This window comes from Micromonospora mangrovicola (genome assembly GCF_047200535.1).
Classification (GTDB): Bacteria; Actinomycetota; Actinomycetes; order Mycobacteriales; family Micromonosporaceae; genus Micromonospora.
Genome location: NZ_JBJZOG010000010.1, coordinates 1 through 14201 on the forward strand (window position 1 = coordinate 1; position 14201 = coordinate 14201).

11 protein-coding genes are annotated in these 14201 nt (G+C 71.6%); 3 read left to right on the top strand and 8 right to left on the bottom strand.

All coding sequences use genetic code 11. From position 1 onward, the window contains the following. Positions 1–15 precede the first annotated feature (15 nt). From ACL02O_RS06440 to ACL02O_RS06455, 4 genes are read right to left on the bottom strand one after another with little or no spacing between them, the layout of a single operon-like run. The gene (locus ACL02O_RS06440; RefSeq protein ID WP_412817033.1) at positions 16–2346 is read right to left on the bottom strand and encodes a beta-xylosidase/alpha-l-arabinosidase; all 2331 of its coding nucleotides are present in this window, start codon (positions 2344–2346) and stop codon (positions 16–18) included. 39 nt (positions 2347–2385) lie between these two features. Then, positions 2386–3252 carry a carbohydrate ABC transporter permease gene (locus tag ACL02O_RS06445; RefSeq protein WP_412817135.1) on the bottom strand — a complete coding sequence of 289 codons (867 nt, stop codon included), beginning with the start codon at positions 3250–3252 and terminating at the stop codon, positions 2386–2388. Then, complete coding sequence (locus ACL02O_RS06450) at positions 3249–4247, bottom strand: carbohydrate ABC transporter permease (RefSeq protein WP_412817034.1); 999 nt, start codon at positions 4245–4247, stop codon at positions 3249–3251. Before ACL02O_RS06450 ends, ACL02O_RS06445 begins: the two co-directional genes overlap by 4 nt. After that, positions 4244–5509 carry an ABC transporter substrate-binding protein gene (locus ACL02O_RS06455; protein ID WP_412817035.1) on the bottom strand — a complete coding sequence of 422 codons (1266 nt, stop codon included), beginning with the start codon at positions 5507–5509 and terminating at the stop codon, positions 4244–4246. Before ACL02O_RS06455 ends, ACL02O_RS06450 begins: the two co-directional genes overlap by 4 nt. Positions 5510–5690: 181 nt before the next feature. Between ACL02O_RS06455 and ACL02O_RS06460 the strand changes: the two genes are divergently transcribed. Further along, positions 5691–6749, top strand: a complete 1059-nt coding sequence (locus tag ACL02O_RS06460; protein ID WP_412817036.1) for a LacI family DNA-binding transcriptional regulator — start codon at positions 5691–5693, stop codon at positions 6747–6749. Between the two features lie 209 nt (positions 6750–6958). On the opposite strand, the gene ACL02O_RS06465 is transcribed toward ACL02O_RS06460, so the two are convergent. From ACL02O_RS06465 to ACL02O_RS06475, 3 genes are all read right to left on the bottom strand, one after another. Further along, on the bottom strand, positions 6959–7834 hold the full coding sequence (locus ACL02O_RS06465; protein ID WP_412817037.1) for a DMT family transporter: 876 nt from the start codon (positions 7832–7834) through the stop codon (positions 6959–6961). Further along, complete coding sequence (locus ACL02O_RS06470) at positions 7828–8592, bottom strand: phosphatase PAP2 family protein (protein WP_412817038.1); 765 nt, start codon at positions 8590–8592, stop codon at positions 7828–7830. Before ACL02O_RS06470 ends, ACL02O_RS06465 begins: the two co-directional genes overlap by 7 nt. Before the next feature lie 205 nt (positions 8593–8797). Next, positions 8798–9679 (bottom strand): hypothetical protein, encoded by an 882-nt coding sequence (locus ACL02O_RS06475; RefSeq protein ID WP_412817039.1) that lies wholly within the window; start codon positions 9677–9679, stop codon positions 8798–8800. A gap of 119 nt (positions 9680–9798) precedes the next feature. On the opposite strand from ACL02O_RS06475, the gene ACL02O_RS06480 reads away from it, so the two are divergent. Continuing rightward, entirely contained in the window at positions 9799–12399 is a 2601-nt protein-coding gene (locus tag ACL02O_RS06480) for a wax ester/triacylglycerol synthase domain-containing protein (protein ID WP_412817040.1), read from the top strand. Continuing rightward, entirely contained in the window at positions 12390–13139 is a 750-nt protein-coding gene (locus ACL02O_RS06485; protein WP_412817041.1) for an SDR family NAD(P)-dependent oxidoreductase, read from the top strand. Before ACL02O_RS06480 ends, ACL02O_RS06485 begins: the two co-directional genes overlap by 10 nt. A gap of 63 nt (positions 13140–13202) precedes the next feature. Here ACL02O_RS06485 and hpnH read toward each other — a convergent pair whose 3' ends face one another. Continuing rightward, on the bottom strand, positions 13203–14201 hold the full coding sequence (gene hpnH / locus ACL02O_RS06490) for an adenosyl-hopene transferase HpnH (RefSeq protein WP_412817136.1): 999 nt from the start codon (positions 14199–14201) through the stop codon (positions 13203–13205).

Below are 14201 nucleotides of genomic sequence, written 5' to 3' on the forward strand. Positions count from 1 at the left end.
GCCGGCGGACGCACCTCATCTGATCTCGGACGTCGTCCACCTTGCGGAGGCGTTGGTGACGGCTGCGGTCTCACCGACCAACGTGGTCAGCGCCTGCGTGTCCCGCCGCTCGCTCGTACCGACCCAGAGCTCGACGTCACCGGGCTCCACCACCCGGGTCAGCGTGCGGTCGGAGAAGGCCAGGCGAGTCGTCGGCACCGTCAGCTCGACCGTGACCGACTGGCCCGGCTCCAGGTGTACCCGCCGATATCCGAGCAGCTGCGCCACCGGCCGGGTCACCGAGGCCACCAGGTCGCGGCCGTAGAGCTGGACCACGTCGTCGCCGGCAACCGCACCGGTGTTCGTCACACGGACGGTGACCTGCACCGCCCCGTCGGTCGGGACCGTGGCGGGCACGGTCAGGTCGGCGTGCTCGAAGGTCGTGTAGGACAGGCCGTGACCGAACGGCGCCACGGGGCTCGCCGACAGGTTGGTCACCTCGTTTCCCTGGCCGAGCGTGGGATGCAGGTACGAGTACGGCTGCGCCCCCGCCGAGCCGGGCAGGCTGACCGGCAGCTTGCCCGACGGGTTGACCCGCCCGGAGAGCACGCCCGCGATCGCCCCGGAGCCCTCCTCACCCGGGAAGAACGCCTGCACCACGGCCGCGCACCGCGCCAGTGCCCAGTCGACCGCGTACGGTCGGCCCGTGACCAGCACGAGGACAACCGGCGTGCCCGTCGCCAGTACCGCCTCGACGAGTTCGCGCTGGACCCCGGGCAGCTCCAGGTCGTCCCGGTCGCAGCCCTCGCCGACCGTCCCGCGCCCGAAGAGGCCGGCGTGGTCGCCGACGACCAGCACGGCGACCTCCGCGGCGGACGCCGTGGCGACGGCCTCGGCGAGACCGGAGCGGTCGTCGCTGTCCACGTCGCAGCCCCGCGCCCAGGTGACGAGACCGTCGCCGAACTCGACGCGCATCGCGTCGAGGACCGTCGGCACGTCGATTCCGGTCTCCACGTCGGGATGCTGGACGAGCACGTGGTTGAGGAAGGAGTAGCAGCCGAAGAGCGCACCCTGCCGGTCGGCGTTCGGGCCGATGATCGCCACGCGTCGCCCCGCCGGCAGCGGAAGAGCGTCCCGGTTGGAGACCAGGACGATCGACTCCTCCGCGAGGCGGCGGGCGATCGCCCGATGCTCAGGCGAGTCGAGGTCGACCGCCTGGGTCGGGTGGTCGGTGAAGGTGGCGTCGAGCAGCCCGAGTTCCAGCTTCTGGCGCAGGACCCGCAGCACCGCCCGGTCGATGAGCGCCTCGTCGAGCTTGCCGGCGTTCACCGTCTCCCGCAGGGTGAGGTAGGCATCGCCGGTCGGGAGCTCGATGTCGACGCCGGCGGTCAGCGCCTGCACGGCCGCCTCGGCGTGGTCACCCGCCACGTGGTGCAGCAGGTTCAGGAACGCCACCCCGTAGTAGTCCGCCACCACCGTGCCGTCGAAGCCCCACCTGTCCCGCAGCACGCCGGTCAGCATGGTCGGGTCGGCCGCGACGGGCACGCCGTCGATCTCGGCGTAGGAATGCATGACGGAGCGCGCGTTGCCGTCGAGGATAGCCATCTCGAACGGCAGGAGCAGCACGTCGGTGAGCTCCCGTGGACCCGCGTGAACCGGGCCGAAGTTGCGCCCGGCACGCGAGGCGGAGTAGCCCGCGAAGTGCTTCAAGGTGGCGTGCACCCCCTGGGACTGCAGGCCGCGCACGTACGACGTGCCGACGGTGCCGACCAGGTACGGATCCTCGGAGATGCACTCCTCGACCCGACCCCAACGGGGGTCGCGGATCACGTCGAGAACCGGGGCGAGACCCTGGTGGACGCCCAGGTCGCGCATCGACGCCCCGATCGCCGCGGCCATCTCGGTGACGAGCTCGGGATCGAACGCGGCGCCCCACGCCAGCGGTGTGGGGAAGGTGGCCGCTCTCCATGCCGAGAGTCCGGTGAGGCACTCCTCGTGGACGATCGCCGGGATGCCGAGCCGGGTTCCGGTCACCAGGTCCGACTGGAACTTCCGCAGCCATGCGGCACGCGCGGTGGCGTCGACGGGACGGGTGCCGTAGGCCCGGGTGAGGTGGCCGAGCCCGTGCCGGGAGAAGTCCTCGAGCCTGGCGGTGTCGCTGAACTCGCCCTGCAGCGGCGCGACGGCCTCGCCGTCCTCCTTCTCCCAGAAGCCGACGAGCTGGGCGATCTTCTCCTCGGTCGTCATCCGGCCGAGCAGCTCACGTACCCGAGCCTCGCCGTCCGGTCCGTCCGGCCGGTCGTGGCCCGGATCTGCCTGAGCCGGCATCGTCGCCGGCCCGCCCGCCACCGCGCGGACCTCAGTCATGCTGTGCCTTCCTGTTCGTTGTGCTCGTACTGCTGCCGCTCAACCCTTGACCGCACCCTGGAGGCCCCCGACGATCTGCTTCTCGGCGAACGTGAAGAAGAGCAGTGCCGGCAGCATCGCCATCGACGTGAAGGCGAGGATGCCCGCCGTGTCCGAGGTGTACTGGCTGGAGAAGTTCTGCACGCCCAGCGGCAGGGTGTGCAGGTTGACATCGCCGAGGACGAGCAGCGGCAGGAGGAACGCGTTCCAGCTCGTCACGAACGCGAGGACCCCGACGGTGACGAGCGCGGGCCGCGACAGCGGCAGCATGATGCGCCAGAGGAAGCCGATGCGGCCCGCACCGTCGATCGCGGCGGCGTCTTCCAGCTCGCGGGGGATGGCGGCCAGGAAGGGACGCAGAATCACGATCGTCAGCGGCAACGAGAAGGCGACCTGCGGGAGGATCACCGCGTAGTAGGAGTTGACCAGATTCAGGTCCCGCAGCATGAGGTAGAGCGGCAGGATCGCCGCCCCGGCCGGGAAGAGCAGGCCGAGGGTGAAGAAGGTGTAGAGCGCCTCGCGCCCGCGGAACGTGTACCGGGCGAGCACGTACGCCGCGCCCACGCCGAGCGCGACGACGCCGAGCGTCGTACCCAGGGCGATCACCGCGCTGTTGAACGCCTGCCGCCAGAAGTCGCTCTGGGTCAGCACCCTGACGTAGTTGTCCCAGACCCACGGATCGGGCAGCCCGGCCGGGTCCGCGACGATCTGCGGGGTGGTGCGGAAACCGCCGACGATCACGTAGATCACCGGGGCGATCGACACGCCCGCGACGGCGAGCGCCAGCGCGTAGGTGAGCGGAGTGGCCCAGGAGAAGGAGCGGCGCTGGGCGGACGGGGACAAGACGGCGTTCGCGGCCACGATCAGTTCACCCTTTCGGTGGTGGCGCCCTGGATGTCACGCCGAAGGAGAAAGCGCTGGAACAGCAGCGCCGCGACGAACGAGATGGCGAACAGGATCACGGCCACCGCGTTGCCGTAGCCCCAGAGCCGGGCGAAGAAGCCGTTGTCCACCATGTACGTCGCCATGGTGGCCGACGCGCCGAGGGAGCGCACCGCGGGTGCCGAGGTCACCCAGATCATGTCGAAGACCTGCAGCGAACCGATCATCGACAGGAACATCCAGATCCGGATCGTCGGACCCAGCAGGGGGAGCGTGACGTGGCGCTGGGTCTGCCACCAGCTCGCGCCGTCGATGGCGGCGGCCTCGGTGAGCTCGGGCGGCACGTTCGACAGTCCGGCAAGCAGGAGGATGATGGCGAAGCCGACGTACTTCCAGGTGAGGACGAACAGCATCGTCCAGATGACCACGTGAAGGTCGGCGAGCCACGCGTGCACCAGGCCGCCCAGTCCCACTGACTTCAGCAGCACGTCGATCGTGCCGCCGCCGGTCAGGATCAGCTTCCACATGATGCCGGCGGTGACCTCGGCGAGCACGTAGGGCACGAACACCAGCAGGCGGAACACGGTGCGCCCGCGGAAGCGGCGGTTGAGCAGCAGGGCGATGCCCAGGGCGATGGGTCCCTGGATCAGCAGCGATCCGACCACGATGATGGCGTTGTTGCGCAGCGCGTCGATGAAGATGGGGTCCTGGAAGGCCAGCCGGTAGTTGTTGAGTCCGACGTAGTCGGTGGGTGGTCCGACCCCGCGCCAGCGGAAGAGGCTGTAGTAGACGGCGAAGCCCATCGGCGCGAGCACGAACACCACGTAGACAACGATCGCCGGAGTGGTGAGCCCGATGATCTCGTACCACTTGCGTCGGGTCTCCGCCGCGTGGGAGGACGATGGTCCGGCGGGGCGGAGGCCCGCCGGCGGGGCGGAGGCGCCGCCGGCGGGGTTCCGGGTTCGGTTGGTGGAGGTCACTTGCTCGCGGCCTGCTTCATGGCTGTGACGACCTGCTCAGGGCTGCCGTTACCGGCGAAGATGGCGACGATCGCGTCGTTCATCGCGTTGCCGATGGTGCTGCCGAAGGCCGTGTCCAACCAGAGCTGGACGTAGGTGGCGTCGGAGGTCGCCTGCAGGATGGACTTCAGGGCGGGGTCCTGCACGCCGCTCTCGGCGCCCTTGGCGACGGGCAGGCCGGTGCCGGTCTCGGCGTAGCCCTTCTGCACCTCGGGGCTGACGATGTACTTGAGGAACTCGACGCACTCGGCCGGGGCCTTCTTGGCACAGGCGAAGCCGTCGCCGCCGCCGAGTGCCGCCTTCGGGTCACCAGCGGCGCCGGAGATCGCCGGCACGGGGAACCAGCCGAGGAACTTGCTGAGCGCTTCCTTGTCCTTGGCGACGGTGTCCAGGGTGCCCTTGTTCCAGTCACCCATCAGCTCCATCGCGGCCTTGCCGTTGGCGAGCAGGCCGTTGGCGCTGGTCGGGTCGTTCTGGCCCGGCGTGGCGATGAAGTTGGGCTGGAACGGCTTGGTACCGATGAAGGTCTTCAGGTCCTGGCCGGCCTTCACGAAGCACGGGTCGTCGAAGACGTGGTCGACGGATGCCTTCTTCAGCGTGTCGATCGAGCAGGCGCGCAGCGCGAAGTTGTACCACCAGTGCGCGGCGGGCCACTTGTCACCGGCGCCGACGGCGATCGGGATGACGTTGATCGCCTTGAGCTTGGCGACCGCGTCGTTGAGCTCATCGAACGTGGTGGGCGGAGAGGAGATGCCCGCCCTGGCGAACATGTCCTTGTTGTACCAGATGCCCTCAATGCCCATCCGGTACGGCAGGCCGTACTGCTTGCCGTCCACCTGCCAGATCTCGGCCGCGCTGCCAATGTTGGCGACCTCATCCTTGACCTGACCGGTGATGTCCTTGAGGTAGTCGGCCTCCACCTGCTCGCGGATCTCGCCGCCACCCCAGGACTGGAAGATGTCCGGGGGGTCGTTGGTCAGGAGCGCGGCAGGGAGCCGGGTGCGCTGGAGCTGATTGGTCTCGATCGCCTCGATCTCGATCTTGACGGTCGGGTGCAGCGCGGAGAAGTCCTTGGCGACCTTCTCCCAGTAGGTCTTGCCCGGCCCGTCCTGCGAGGCGTTGTGCCACCAGGTCAGGGTCACCGGGTTCTTGTACAGCTGATCCTCGGTCGGCGCTTCGCTGTCGCCACCGTTGCACCCGGCGGCAAGGAGCGTGCTGGTCATCAGCAACGCAAGTGCAGCACCTCTACGGCGCTTTAGTGCCATCGATGTCTCCTCGACTAGTCAGTCGCGGTGCTCGGCCTGACGGCGAGTTTTACAGCCCCGTAACCTAGTGTCAATCGTTGTCGATAACGGTTTCGAGAAGCCCATGACGGCGCCCGGCGGGCCCACTATCATCATCGGCGTGGCGTTCCCGCAGCGTGTCAAGATGTCGGACGTGGCCCGTACGGCCGGCGTCTCAGTGGCAACCGTATCGAAGGTTGTCAACGGCCGGTACGGCGTGGCACAGGCAACCGTGGAGCGCGTCCAGCAGGTCATCCATCAGCTCGGGTACGAGGCCAGCCTGGGTGCCCAGAGCCTGCGCAGTCACCGCACGAACGTGCTGGGAATACTGGTCGCCGAGTTCGAGCCATTCTCGACCGAGCTGCTCAAGGGGGCGTCCAGGGAGGTCGCCGGCACCGGCTATCAGCTGCTGGCCTACTCCGGCGGCGACGGCGACGGGGCGGCCGTGGGCTGGGAACGACGGTCGCTGGCACGGCTGTCCGGCACCCTCATCGACGGGGCCGTGATCGTCACGCCGACCGTGATCGAAACCAAGCAGGACTTCCATGTCGTGGCCGTCGACCCCCACACCGGCCCGTCCGGCCTGCCCACCGTCGACTCCGACAACTTCGCCGGCGCCGTGCTCGCGACCAACTACCTGCTGTCGCTCGGCCACCGTCGCATCGCGCACATCAGTGGACGTGCCGATCTCGAGTCGGCACGCCTGCGCGAGGCGGGCTTCCGCAAGGCCATGGCCGACGCCGACGTGCCGGTGGACGAGACGCTCGTACGCGTCGGCGGATTCCGGATCGAGAGCGCCGCCGGTACGGCCGCGGAGCTGCTCGCCCTTCCCGACCGGCCGACCGCGATCTTCGCGGGCAACGACCTCTCCGCGATCTCGACGATGGACGTGGCCCGGAGCATGGGCCTCACGGTGCCCGACGACCTGTCGGTGATCGGCTTCGACAACATCCCGGAGTCCGCGCTGGTCAACCCGCCGCTGACGACGATCATGCAACCGCTGCAGCGGATGGGCGCCGAGGCGTTGCGCCTGCTCATCGACCTGATCGCCGGCGTCGACCGCGACACCCACATCCGGCTGCCCACCGAGCTGGTCGTTCGCGCGTCCTGCCGCCCCTACGCCCCTCCCCCACGCGACGGGCTGCCGTTGTCCGCCCGCGCCGCGACGACGGAAGGCTGAACTCGCGGCGCAGCCGCCGGTCGCTCATCGCCCGATGCAGGACGGGTGGAGGCAGTGGCGGCGTCCGAAAGGCACGCGTCCGGGGTGAACAGCGGTGCGTGGTGTGCTCATACTGTTGCGCGCACCGGTCGTGGATCATGGCCACACCGGGCTCAACGTCTCGCCGGGCAGGTGTCGCGGCGCCCTCGAGGACCTCGCGGCCACCGTGCCTACTCACTGTCGACGTGGGGCGCCCGCCGGGCGAGCAGGAAGACCGCCCCGGCCAGGACTACCAGCGCGAGCACCTCGCCGAAGATCGCCCACGGCCCGGTCCGGGTCTTCTCGCCGAGCCAGAGCAGACCGATGCCGATCGCCACCAGCGGATCGGTGACGGTGATCGTGGCCAGGGCCGGTGCCCCCATCGGGCCGGCCTGGTAGGCGTTCTGGCTCAACAGCACCCCGAACGGGCCGAGCACGACGATCGCGTACGTCTGCCACTGCCCCAGCACCGCGAGCGGGTTGCCGTGGAAGTGAAAGGCGATGCTGCTGACGAGTCCGGCGGTCACCCCGTAGCAGATGCCGGCGGCCAGCGCCAGGGGCAGCGGACGCCACGGCCGGCTCAGCCCGACGGCCGTCGTCAGGCACAACATCAGGGAGCCGGCCACCGCGACGCCCAGCAGCACGGCCGCCCAGGCCGATTCGAGGTACCTGCCGTGCCCGGCGGACGGCTGCGCGATCAGCAGGAAGGCGGAGAGGCCGAGCAGGCAGAGCACCGACTCCAGCACGATCGGGATGTCGGGGCGGACCCGCTGGACGAGCGCGTACAGCAACACATACCAGAGGAGGCCGGTGACCAGCAGTGGCTGGACCAGCACCAGCGGGATCAGGCTGAGCGCGGCGATCTGCAGGGCGAACGCCGCGGCGGCGAGCACCACCGACCAGCGCCAGCCACGCTGCCGGACCAGCCGGAGCAACAAGGTGGGCCGCCCGGCCGGCTCCTCGGGGGTCCCCCTGGAGGCCCGGAACTGCAGCACGGAGGAGGCTCCGAAGGCGGCAGCGGCGCCGAGGGCGAGCAGCGTCCCAGCGAATATCTGCGCGATCAGCACCGGCTCTCCTTCCACGACGGCCGGTCGTGAACGTGATGACCGCCGCCGGTCGGCCGGTCGAGCCGGCGCGGCAACGGGACGCTCCGCCACGGCACGCGCAACAGCAGCCGCACGATCAGCAGGCCCAGCAGATATCCGCCGACGCTGTCGGTGAGCCAGTGGTAGCCGATGTAGGTGGTGCCGATGAAGGTCAGCACGCCGGGTGCCCACTGCAGCAGGCGACGGGCGGCGGCGGGCAGGTAGGGCGCGAGCAGCATCGCCAGCACGCCGTAGTAGACGATGGCGTTGCTCACGTGCCCGGAGGGGTAGTACTCCTCCCAGCCGTCGCTGAACAACTCGATCGAGCCGTGGTGCGGGGCACCCCGCGAGGTCCACCGCTTCAGGCCGACGATCAACAGGGTGCTCACGATCGGGGCCAGGCCGGCGGGGATGACCGGCCGCACCGTCCGGTACCGCCAGGCGAGCCAGCAGGACACCAGCACGGTCACGGTGGTCAGCGGGCCGCCCTGACCGAGGTGGTCGAGGACCACCATCAGCGCGGACACCGGCGCGGGCCGGTGCCGATCGCACCAGTCCCGCACGGTGACGTCCAGCCGCAGCAGCGGCGGCCACCACACCAGCGCGGCGGTGAGGCCGGCCAGCCCGGCGACCAGCAACCCGTCGAACAACCAGCCGGCCGGCGTCACGACCAGGGCCGGTCTCCCCAACGGTCGCGTCGGGCCGCCGGTCTGCGACCGCGACGACGCTCCCGCGGTCATCGCCCCTCCCCCACCTGTCCTCGTCGCCGGGAACCCGGCGGCCACCGGTCGTCAATCCCACGCGCGAGGGACGCACCGCAAACAAGGGCACAAGTAATCCAGTTCCTGACAATAAGGGACAACAGGTTCGATAGGCTGCCATTCACGTGACGAGATCGATGGCGGGCGTCCCTGCGCCGCGCACCGCTCAGGGGGCACACGAATGTCAGCGACTGCGACCGGCTGTCCGGTACCCCCGCCGATGGTCCCCCGCGGCGCCGGTTGGATCGCTGTGCGGCTGGGCGTGCCGCGCGAGTGCGATCGCGCCGCTGACCGCGAGCACGAAGCCCAGCACCGCGACCGGTTGGGCATCCGGCCGCACATGGTCACCGAGCACCAGCCAGCCGACCACCGAGGGCAGCAGGGTCTGCCCGACGATGGCCGATGCCGAGACGACCGTGACCGAGCCACGCTGCAACCCGGTCGCATAGAGCAGCAGGCCGCTCAGCCCGGCGAGCACCACGGCGTAGCTGGCCGGGCTGGACAGGATCGTGCTCGGGCTGTCAGCCCGGCCGAGCAGTCGGGCGCCGACGGCCGCCGAGCCGAAGGACAACCCGGCCAGCAGCCCGGGCAACGCCGGGCCGCGCATCCGCGAGCTACCCAGGTACGCCCCGACCAGCAGCGCCAGCACCGCCGCGAGCAGGCACCAACCGGCCCAGGCGGTCGCCTCGGCGGGTGGACCGGTCCCGGCCGAGGTCAGCAACAGCAGCAGCCCGGTCACCACCCCGCCGATCGCCACCCAGTCCCGGACGGCCAGCCGGACATGCAGCACGAGCATGGCGACCAGGGCCACCAGGCTGAGGTTCGCCGCGCCGACCGCCTGTACCACGAAGAGCGGCACGGTACGCAACGCGGTGTAGGTGAGCCCGGAGGACGCTCCGTCCAGGGCCAGCCCCGCCGCGTACGGCCCGGACCTGAGCAGCCGCCACAGCAGTCGCGGATCGAGGTGCGCGGTGGCCGCCACCCGGCGCGCGCCGATGGACTGCAGGATCGCAGCGGTGGCGCTGCACAGCGCGGCGGTGATCGCCAGCACGAAGCCGAAGGCCATGAACGGGTCCCGTGGTGGTCGTTGCCGGGTCACCCGGTCGGGGCCGGCCTGAACGTCCGCGCTTACCCGCCAGGACGCGAGCCTCGCACCGGCTGGCGCCCGAATTCGGCGGGCGACCGGTGACCGCGCCCGACCGGCCCGGCCAGCCGGCCAACCCGACGGAACCCGAACCGGTCGCCCGCCGCGTGCTGATCATCTCGGCCGACATCGGTGGCGGGCACGACGCCACCGGTCGGGCGCTCGAGGAACGCACCCGCACGCTGTGGCCGGGCAGCCCGGTGGGATGGGTGGACACCCTCGACGTCATGGGGCCGGGGGTCGGCCGGGGGTTCCGTCGCATCTACGTCACCAATGTCGGGTCGACGCCCTGGTTGTACGAGTTCTTCTGGTCCTCCCTGTGGCGGCACCGCTGGTTCGCCGAATCCTCGAAATGGTTCACCGGAGTCTGGGCCGGTCGCCGACTCGCCCCGGTCGTCGAGCGCTTCGACCCGGACCTGATCCTCTCCACGTACCCGCTCGGGAGCGCCGGGCTGGCCTGGCTACGCCGGCACCGTGGCCTCGGTGTGCCGATCGGGGCGTGGGTCTCCGATTTCGCCCCGCACCCGTCCTGGGTCTACCCGCAGCTGGACCTGAACCTGGTGGTTCACCCGGCCGCGTTGCCGGTGGCGGCGGTCGCCGCGCCGGGTGCGCCGCTGGCGGCCTGCGCTGCACCGGTGCTCGAACGGTTCCGTCCCGGTGACGGGGCCGACGCGGCCCGGCGGTGCGGCCTCGACCCCGGCCGCGAGCGGGTGGTGGTCGCCTGCGGCTCCTACGGCTTCGGGGCGGTCGAGGAGGCGATCCGCGCGCTGGTCGACATCGGGGACGCAGTGCAGGTCGTCGCGGTCTGCGGCCGCAACGAACCGCTCGCGGCCCGGCTGTCCCGCCTGCCGGCACCGCCCGGACGGCTGCTGGTCCGCCGCTGGGTCGACGACATGCCCACCCTGTTGCGCGCCGCCCACCTCCTGGTCACCAACGCGGGCGGCGCCACTGCCCTGGAGGCGTGGGCCACCGGTACGCCGATCGTCATGTACCGGCCGATCGCCGCGCACGGTACGGCCAACGCGGCGCTGATGGCCTACGCCGGGCTGGCCGAGACGGCCCGGACCCCGGCCGCGCTGGTCGCCTGCGTCCGGTCCCGGCTGGCCGGCCGGCGGCCGCCCCGCCCGCTCAACGCACCGGACCATCCGAGCCTGCCGGACCTCGGGCTGCCGGCGGTCGCCGGCACGCGGCCGGCTCCCGACCGGCACGCCTCCGCCCGCCGCCCGGCCAGCTGGCCGTTGCGCCCGCAGGACGCCTTCTTCCGGTACGTGCAGTCGCCGACGGTGGCGCAGCAGATCGGTGTGGTGCTGGAGCTCGGACCGCGCCCCGACGGCCGGCCGTTGACCGGCGGGGACCTTGCCGCGCTGCTGGCCCGGCGGCTACCGGCGATCACCACCCTGCGTCGACGGCTGGTCAGCCGGGGTCCGTGGCGCCGGCCGGGTTGGGTGGTGGACCGGTACGTCGATCCCGCCGCCCACCTCGACGAGATCCAGGTGGAGCCCGGCGACGACGGTACGGACGCGGTCGACCGGTTCTGGTCGCAGCCCTTGGCCCTCGACCGACCGCTCTGGCGGATCCTGCTGGTCGGCGGCCTGCCCGACGGACGCGCGCGGGTAGCGGTCAAGCTGCATCACTGCCTCGCTGACGGCCTGTCCGCGGTCGGCGTCCTGCAACGGCTGCTCGACGCGGCCGACGCCCGACCGGCCGGCTCGGGAACGGCCGGGCCGCGAACGGCCGGCTCGGTACGGCGGTGGTCGGGGGCGGGTGGCCGGGAGGCGGCGCGCCGGGCCGCGCTCACCGCGGCGGGCCTGGCCCGGCTGGCGCTACGGGGTCCGGCGCCGCGCAGCGCGCTCAACGCTCTCCCCCGCTCACCGGGCCGCCGCCTGCGCAGCGTGACCCTGCCCGCCGCCGAGGTGCTCCGCGCGGCGCGCGCCTGCCAGGCGCACGCCAGCGAACTCGTGCTGGCCTTGACCGCCGGGGCGCTGGGCGAGGCCCACCCGGCACCGGTACCACCACGGATGCGGGCCATGTTCGCCGTCACCCGCGATCCACGGCGGCGAGCACCCACCCAGGGCAACTGGACCGGCGCGGTCACCCTCGACCTCCCGCTCGGGCCGGTCCCGCCGCGGACCCGGGTCGGCACGGTCCGGGAGTTGCTCCGTACCGCGCTGCGCAGCGGCCAGGCCGAGGCGGCCGGCCTGGTCATGCGAGCGGCGGGCGTCCTTCCCGCGCCGCTGCACGCCGCTTTCGCCCGGCGGGTCTACACCCGGCGGCACCTCAACGTCATCGTCTCCTACGTGCCGGCGCCGTTCCGGCCACAGCTGCTGGCTGGCGCCCCGATCCGGACGGCCACACCGGTGGTCGCCCTCGCGGACGGCGTGCCGGTCGGCGTCGGCGTGCTGCGCTGCGGAGCGACCTTCGAGGTCGGGGTGCTGCTGGACGGATCACTGGCCGCCTTCGGGGACCGCCTGGCCGCTGCCCTGCCCGCCGCCCTGGCCGACCTGCTGGCCGAGGTCGACGGCGCACCGCTCGACCTCGACGAAGCGGTTGCCGACGAGTGCACCGCCGGCACCAGGCTCCTGGACGAGGCCGGGCTGCGGGCTGCCGCGGCGGTACCGCCCGGGGTGTCGCCGTGCGGTTGACCGGCGCGGTGGTGCTGGTCACGGGCGCCTCGTCGGGCATCGGCGCCGCGCTGGTGCGGCGGCTGGCCGGCGCCGGCAGCCACGTCCTCGCGGCCGGACGGCACCCCGAGCGGCTCGCCCGCCTCGCCGCCGAGACCGGCGCCACCACGCTGCTGGCGGACCTGGCCCGCCCGGGCGCGGGCCGGAACCTGGCCGAACGGGCCGTCGCCCGGCACGGACGGGTGGACGTGCTGGTCAACAACGCCGGCGCCGGCTGGGCCGGCCAACTCGCCGGAATGGCCGAGGCGACCGCCGGGGAGTTGCTCACGGTGAACCTGCGTGCGCCGATCGAACTGACCCGGGCGCTGCTGCCGGGCATGAGCCGCGACGGCGGTCACCTGGTCTTCGTCGGCTCGATCGCCGGCCGGCTCGGCGTGGCCGAGGAAGCCGTCTACGCAGCCAGCAAAGCGGGACTGGACACCTTCGCGGAGAGCCTCCGCCTGGAGCTGGCCGGCCGGGCGGTGCGGGTCAGCGTGATCGTGCCGGGAGTGGTGGACACCCCCTTCTTCATCCGCCGGGGTCGGCCTTACCGCCGCAGCCGTCCCCGGCCCGTGCCGGCGGACCGGGTGGCCGCCGCGGTGACCATCGCGATCAGCCGGAACCGGGCCGAGGTGTACGTCCCGGGATGGCTGCGCCTGCCGGTGGCGGTACGCGGCCTGCTGCCGGCGGCGTACCGCCGGCTGGCGACCCGTTTCGGTTGAGCGCGATCGGCTGCATCGTGCGCCGGAGCCGGACGAATCCCCCGGCCGACCCGTCGGCGCGGCTCACGCGGACCGCATCGCGCGCAGGGACTCGCGCAGCGAGGCCATCGTGGCCAGCACGGCGGTCGGCTCGTAGCCACAGTGCGCCATGCAGTTCGCGCAGCGCGGGTCGCGTTCCCGGCCGTAGCTGTCCCAGTCGGTGGAGTCCAGCAGTTCCTGGTAGCTGGTCGCGTATCCGTCCGCCATCAGATAGCAGGGCCGCTGCCAGCCGAGCAGCGAGTACGAGGGGATCGCCCACGCGGTGCAGGGGAAGTCCACCCGCCCCTCGAGGAAGTCCAGGAACAGCGGCGAGTGGTTGAGCCGCCACCGCTCCCGGCGGCCCCCGGCGAACGCCTTGCGGAACAGCTCCCGGGTCTCGGTGACGCCCAGGAAATGGTCCTGGTCCGGCGCCTTCTCGTAGGCGTACGCCGGCGAGAGCATCATCTCGTCCACCCGAAGGTCGTCGTTGAGGTAGTCGAGCACCTCGATCACCGTCTGCGGGGTGTCGGTGTTGAAGAAGGTGGTGTTGGTGGTGACCCGGAACCCGCGCCGCTGGGCCTCCCGGACCGCCGCGACCGCCTCGTCGAAGACGCCGTCCTTGCACACCGACGCGTCGTGCCGCTCCCGCAGGCCGTCGATGTGGACGGTGAAGGCGAAGTACGGCGACGGCCGGAACTTGTCGATCTTCTTTGGCAGCAGTACGGCGTTGGTGCAGAGGAAGACGTACCTCTTGCGCCGGACGAGTTCGGTGACCAGGGTGTCGATCTCGGGATGCATCAGCGGTTCCCCACCGGCGATGGAAACCATCGGCGCCCCGCACTCCTCCACCGCCGCCAGTGCCTGATCCACAGGCATCCGGCGTTTGAGCAGATCGGCCGGCTGTTGGATCTTGCCGCAGCCGGCGCACTTCAGGTTGCAGGCGAACAGCGGCTCCAACTCGAGCAGCAGCGCGAACCGCTTCCGCCGGCGCATCTTCTGTCCAGCCAGGTACCTTGCGACCCGCAGGCTCTGGCGCAGCGGCAT

What these genes read in the sequence shown, in the direction of transcription:
- ACL02O_RS06440 (WP_412817033.1), bottom strand. Translation starts at nt 2,346, where the DNA reads ATGACTGAGGTCCGCGCGGTGGCGGGCGGGCCGGCGACGATGCCGGCT.
- ACL02O_RS06455 (WP_412817035.1), bottom strand. Translation starts at nt 5,509, where the DNA reads ATGACCAGCACGCTCCTTGCCGCCGGGTGCAACGGTGGCGACAGCGAA.
- ACL02O_RS06470 (WP_412817038.1), bottom strand. Translation starts at nt 8,592, where the DNA reads ATGACCGCGGGAGCGTCGTCGCGGTCGCAGACCGGCGGCCCGACGCGA.
- ACL02O_RS06475 (WP_412817039.1), bottom strand. Translation starts at nt 9,679, where the DNA reads ATGGCCTTCGGCTTCGTGCTGGCGATCACCGCCGCGCTGTGCAGCGCC.
- hpnH (WP_412817136.1), bottom strand. Translation starts at nt 14,201, where the DNA reads ATGCCGCTGCGCCAGAGCCTGCGGGTCGCAAGGTACCTGGCTGGACAG.